Origin of the sequence: Novosphingobium rhizovicinum (assembly GCF_040813635.1) — a bacterium.
Taxonomy (GTDB): domain Bacteria; phylum Pseudomonadota; class Alphaproteobacteria; order Sphingomonadales; family Sphingomonadaceae; genus Novosphingobium; species Novosphingobium rhizovicinum.
Window position 1 is genome coordinate 1 of record NZ_JBFNXR010000003.1, and the last position, 5534, is coordinate 5534.

Below are 5534 nucleotides of genomic sequence, written 5' to 3' on the forward strand. Positions count from 1 at the left end.
TCGAACGATGCGCCATCGCCTGCTCTCCTCCTGGGAAAGCGCATAGAATCAGCATTCATCGCACCTGTCTACGCCCACCCGCGCACAGGTCTCATTAGGCGTCAAGTGGCAGAGAACGGGCGCGAATGTGAAAATCTGCTGTCACTCTAGCTTGGGATAGGCAGCGAAACCAGGAGAATGGAGCTCTCGCGTCGGCGAAAATCCGATCAGACGGCCGCGCCCTCCACAGACCGTCTACAAATGATAAATGAAGCGCCTCGGATCTCACCGATGAGAATCTTGTTCTACCTTCCCACGGTCACGCCGTGGTGGTTCGACAACATCGTCGTTCACCTGATCGAGAAACTCGCTGGTGCCGCCGAGGTGCACGTTCTGGCGCCGCCGCTCTGGTGCAATACAGGCGTCGGCCCTGACCAGTTGGGTAACGCCGCCCGGCTTCCCGATGTGCGCTGGCACATCGTCGATGGCGACACTCACGAGTCCCTCCGCACCGTCCCGAGCGACCGGCAAGCCCTGCTCGACTTCGTGCATGTGATCGCGCCCGACTACACGATCTGCCGTAGTGCCGACGCCGTGACTCCGGCCTCCTTTCCCGGCACGGTCGTGTCGATCATGGAAGCGGGGGCTCCTCCGCTGCCCATCCCCAATCACTGGGTCATCTTCCAGCGTGACCTTTGGCACCATGGCGCCATGCCGGAACTTTCCGCGGCCGAGCGCCTGCAGATCGACGCGGGATTCGGTGAGGCCTGGTCAAGTCTGAACGATCTCTTCGCCCAAGCCCGGGCGTTCGTGGCACCGCGCGAGCATGCCCTTACCAAGCTCGGACTTCCCGCAGATCGGAAAGTGCTGGTCCTTCCGCTGGAGTATTCGCATCAGGAAAACTTCTACAGCATCCATCATGGTTTCCAACGCAACACCGATCTGATCGAGCATATTGCGGCCACGATGAACGACGACTTTGTCTTGGCGATTACCGATCACCCTCTCAATCATCTGTACGTCGACAATCGCGAGGTGCTCGACATCATAAGCGCGCTTAACGGCCGCGCCACCTTGATCGACAACAGCATTGGTAATGGCGTGATCACCAACATTCTGATCAAGCACTGCGATGGTCTGATCGTGCAAAATTCAAAGGCGATCTATGCCGGCGCATTCTTCGGGACGCCGACGCTCCGTCTGGCGCGCCGGCCGACGGCGCCATGGCTTTGCACTGCAGACACCCTTGTTTCCTTCCTGGACGGTGTCCGTACCGGTACAGCGCCGGTCGCGAGCCGCGCCGACGTACGCACCTGGTTCGGATTTCATGCGCTCCATGAACTGATCGACCCGTCCGCAGCCACGGCGGCGGAGCTTCTGGACCGCCTGCAGCGTCCGTTTGCGGCGGAAAGGCTCGTGGCGGGGCAGGCCAGCCTCGCGTCGGGCGAGCATATCCTGAGTGCCGCCGCATGAATACGGTGCATCAGGTGGGCGTTACTGGCGCCACTGCCGATCTCGACGTCGTGAGCTATCCAGTTAACGTGCGGTTCAACGAACGCATGCAAGCCGCTCTGGACGAACGCGCGATCTATCTCTCCCACCATAATCGCATTCGCGATGTGATCCCGTTGGGAACCCAGATCCGCCTCTCGGTGCCGGTGCATGTAGAACCATTCGCAACGCTGGAGAATGGCGGCTTTTGGAACTGCCGTGCGTTTAGCTACTCGCGATCAATCTTGCCGCAGGCAACCCGGGTAGGCCGCTACTGCAGCATATCATGGAATGTCAGCGTTCTCGGCATTGCACATCCCATGCACCACATCAGCACGCACTTGTTCACTTTCCGTGAGCATTATGCGCGCGGCATTCGAGAGCGGGTCGGCCGCGCTCCGGAGCCGGCGGCCTTCGAACCGGAACGCGGACCAGTGACGCTCGGCCATGATGTATGGATCGGTCAGGATGTGCTCATCCAACAGGGGGTGACGGTGGGGGACGGCGCAGTAATCGCGGCAGGCTCCGTCGTTATCCGCGATGTTCCGCCGTTCGCGATCGTCGGTGGCAATCCGGCAAGGGTGATCCGGTATCGATTCGATGAGGCGACGGTGGAGCGAATCCAGCGGGTCGCGTGGTGGCGCTACCACGTCGCTGACTTCGCGGGTCTCAACGTGGCCGATCCGGAGGGCTTCCTAGACGGGGTCGAAGATCGGGCTGCCGCCGGAACCCTCTTGCCCTGGTCGCCGGAACGGATTGATCTTGCCGCCTTGTTCGCGTCCCTCGCAGATCCCGCAGAAAGCGCATCTAGCCGTTCAGATGCAGAGGGGCCGATATATGCTGGATGAACTGATCGTAATTCCTGCCCGTTATAACTCGACGCGCCTGCCTGGTAAGCCACTGATCCAAATCGGCGGACTGCCGATGATCGTGCAGACTCATGCCCGGTGTCTTGAAGCTCTTCCGCGCGACCAGATTGTGGTCGCGACCGACGATGATCGCATCGCTGAGGTCTGCCGCACAAACGACATCCGCTGCGAGATGACAGCGTCCGATCATCCCACTGGCGGAGACCGTGTCGCCGAGGTCGCGCAGCGGATCGCCGCGAAGACGTACATCAACGTCCAAGGCGATGAGCCGGTATGCAACCCGGCCGACATCCGCCTGCTGATCGATGCCGCACGCGAGCACCGCGATCGGACGATCATCGGCTACTGTGACCTAAGCGGTGAAGCAGAATGGCGCGACCCGAATTGTTGCAAACTGCTATTCGGGCGAGGCGGCGCGCTGATCTACATTGGCCGTGCCCCCGTACCAGCCACTCGATCCGGCGAATTCAGTATCGGCTATCGCCAGATCTGCCTTCATGCCTATCCCGGCGAAGCGCTGGCTGCCTTCGCGAGAGTGGGCGGCAAATCCGAGTTGGAGGCCATCGAGGACCACGAGATGCTCCGGTTCCTCGAACTCGGGCGCACTGTGCACGTGATCCGGATGAGCAACCAGTCGATTCCAGTCGATCGGCCAGGAGATGTCGCTCGAGCCGAAGCCGTGCTCGCGCGCATGAAAGCGCCCAAGGCGGTCTGAGTTGCTATCGTAGCACGCCGAGAACCGCGACTGACCTGCAAGAGCGCAGCGGTGAGTGCGGCCGCCGCTTTGATTGCTCATGCGGCTAGACAAGACGGAGACGAACTCATGAGCCATGATATTGCCGCGTTGCTGGATGGCGTCCGCGCTTTGGTCAACGACGCACTGCCGCTGCTTGAGGCCCGTCGCTACGACATCACGTTGAAGGCTGACGGGAGCCCCGTTACGCAGGCGGATATATTTCTGGAGGACAAGCTCACGTCCTGGCTGGCGGAGCGGCTACCCGGGCTTGTCGTGATCGGCGAAGAGACTTTCGACGGGCTCGCTACAGCAGACGGCAACAACGGCTGGGTTGCCGTTCTCGATCCTATCGACGGAACTGAAAATTTCTGCTCAGGCCTGAAGGAGTGGGGCGTGTCGCTCAGTATCTGGCGCGGACGGCAGCATGCCGGCAGCCTGCTGATGCTACCGGAACTCGCCGAGCACATGATGACGGGACGCCCGATCCGGCGGGTTCGCTCCCGGATCACCGGCTACTCCTCCTCGATCGTGCCGGAGATCATTGGCGGAATTTCGGAAGGGGGCGAAGCCCGCATCTTCGGATGCGCCGTCTATAATGTGTTCAACGTCGTTCGCGGTGCGCTGGCCCGCTTCGTCAATCCCAAGGGCGCGTGTTCTTGGGACCTTCTGGCGGGGCTGATGCTCGCACGTGAGCACGGGTGCGACGTGTCGATCGACGGAGTGCAATTTGATGGATCATTTCTCGAGCCGGATCGCCGATATCGCGTCGATATACGGCACCGATACGATCTTCATTCTGGGTAAGGGGCCCTCGGTCGACGCCATCTCTCCCGATGCATTTGCCGGCTCGCTGGTGATCGCTGTCAACGACGCGGAACGAATTGCCCCTGCCGACATCACGCTGTTTCACGCGGCATGGGTCAAAGAAGCGTTGATCGCCAATGGCCTGCGGTCACGGATGTACGTGACGTCGACCGACTTCGCACCGGCAGGTCGGGAGGTGCTGCGTGCTCCGTTCATGCCCTTGCGCAACGATCAAAGCGACCTGCTCATGCAGCGCTTTCTTTCAGGCAGCTTCGTCATCGAGGAGGTACTTTTTATCTCCGCTCTCAACCTGGCCCGGCAGGTCGCCAAGGCACGCGGCCGCCCCCAGACCGTTTATATGGTGGGTTTCGACTTCCTGCCAGAGTCGGGCGCGTCGGAAGCGATCGAGCACGACTATGCGCCCGGCAGCAGCGCCGATCGCTTCTTCCGCATCAGCATGCAGGAATTCTTCTTTCTCAATGCGTTGTATATGCTCAAGGAATCAGACCTGGATGTCATCCACGTTGGCGAGCGCTCATTCTCGCAGATTACCCCTGAGAGCCTCAATCAGCGCTTCTATGTGTCCTGCACACCAAAGCCGTCGGGGCGGTCGCCGGGGGTAGAAATCACAGCGGAGCTTACCACCAATCACTTCGGTGATCGGAACCGACTGGAGCGAATGATCCGCGCCGCACGAGCAGCAGGTGCCGATTACGTCAAGGTTCAGAAGCGGGACGTCGAGAGCTTCTACACGGCTGAGCAACTCGCATCGGCTTACGTGTCGCCTTTTGGGAAGACTTTCGGCGATTACCGGCGCCAGCTGGAACTGGACCGCGACGATTTCGCGTTCATGGACTCGCTCTGCCGCGAAGTCGGCATCCGCTGGTTTGCGTCCGTACTCGACCGCCCGTCATTCGAGTTCATGCTGCAATTCGATCCCAAGATCGTGAAACTGCCGAGCACTATTTCGGAGCACCGCGATTATCTGGGATACGTCGCTCGCAACTATCGCGAGTCGGTGGTTCTTTCGACGGGGATGACCGGGGCCGACTACGAGGAATGGCTGCTTGGCAACTTTGTCAATTGCAAGAAGCTGTACCTGCTGCAGTGCAACTCTGCCTATCCAACGCCGACCGCTGATTGCAACATCGCGGTCGTGCGCCATTACCACGCTTTGGCCCAGAAGAATCCGCGGATTGTTTCCGGCTATTCAAGCCACGACTTCGGCTGGCTCGCTTCCGCCTTGGCGATCGCTGCCGGAGGACGGATGATCGAGAAGCATGTGAAGCTGGGCAACACCAACTGGGCACATTTCGATGCCGTTGCCGTCGATCTGACAAAGCCCGATTTTCGGGAGTTCGTGTCAAAGCTCAGGGAGGCCGAGGAAATGGTTGGCTGCGGGACTAAGAAGGTCAACGCAAGCGAGCACCATAAATATCTTCGTGTAGCGGCGTGACCGGCAAGCGCCTCCGACGGGGGGACCGGACCAACAACTGTGCAGATCGACGAAGAGAGTGGGAGGCGCGAGGTCTCGTAAATCTAAGCTGAATTAGCCTTCCCGGCACTGTCAAACCAAGTGCACCGGCTGGTAACAAGGGCAGGGTACGGCGGTTCGATGCCCCGTCCTCGCAAGCCTGCCAGTCCGTTCGGCTACT

Annotated in this window: 5 protein-coding genes; all 5 read left to right on the forward strand. The window is 60.4% G+C overall.

The genetic code is table 11. From position 1 onward, the window contains the following. Nucleotides 1–270 precede the first annotated feature (270 nt). Complete coding sequence (locus ABUH87_RS00085; protein WP_367767671.1) at nt 271–1452, forward strand: hypothetical protein; 1182 nt, start codon at nt 271–273, stop codon at nt 1450–1452. Beyond that, complete coding sequence (locus ABUH87_RS18385; RefSeq protein ID WP_419956643.1) at nt 1449–2318, forward strand: CatB-related O-acetyltransferase; 870 nt, start codon at nt 1449–1451, stop codon at nt 2316–2318. Before ABUH87_RS00085 ends, ABUH87_RS18385 begins: the two co-directional genes overlap by 4 nt. Beyond that, nucleotides 2308–3054 carry a 3-deoxy-manno-octulosonate cytidylyltransferase gene (locus ABUH87_RS00095; RefSeq protein ID WP_367767673.1) on the forward strand — a complete coding sequence of 249 codons (747 nt, stop codon included), beginning with the start codon at nt 2308–2310 and terminating at the stop codon, nt 3052–3054. The genes ABUH87_RS18385 and ABUH87_RS00095 overlap by 11 nt, the downstream gene beginning before the upstream one ends. Nucleotides 3055–3162: 108 nt before the next feature. Further along, nucleotides 3163–3879: an inositol monophosphatase family protein gene (locus ABUH87_RS00100; protein ID WP_367767676.1), complete on the forward strand. Its 717-nt coding sequence runs from the start codon at nt 3163–3165 to the stop codon at nt 3877–3879. Continuing rightward, a complete protein-coding gene (locus ABUH87_RS00105) occupies nt 3806–5335 on the forward strand; it encodes an N-acetylneuraminate synthase family protein (protein ID WP_367767678.1) in 1530 nt (509 codons plus the stop codon). Before ABUH87_RS00100 ends, ABUH87_RS00105 begins: the two co-directional genes overlap by 74 nt. Nucleotides 5336–5534: the final 199 nt, after the last annotated feature.

Coding starts and splice junctions, on each gene's coding strand:
- ABUH87_RS00085 (WP_367767671.1), top strand. CDS start 271: ATGAGAATCTTGTTCTACCTTCCCACGGTCACGCCGTGGTGGTTCGAC.
- ABUH87_RS00105 (WP_367767678.1), top strand. CDS start 3,806: ATGGATCATTTCTCGAGCCGGATCGCCGATATCGCGTCGATATACGGC.
- ABUH87_RS00095 (WP_367767673.1), top strand. CDS start 2,308: ATGCTGGATGAACTGATCGTAATTCCTGCCCGTTATAACTCGACGCGC.
- ABUH87_RS00100 (WP_367767676.1), top strand. CDS start 3,163: ATGAGCCATGATATTGCCGCGTTGCTGGATGGCGTCCGCGCTTTGGTC.
- ABUH87_RS18385 (WP_419956643.1), top strand. CDS start 1,449: ATGAATACGGTGCATCAGGTGGGCGTTACTGGCGCCACTGCCGATCTC.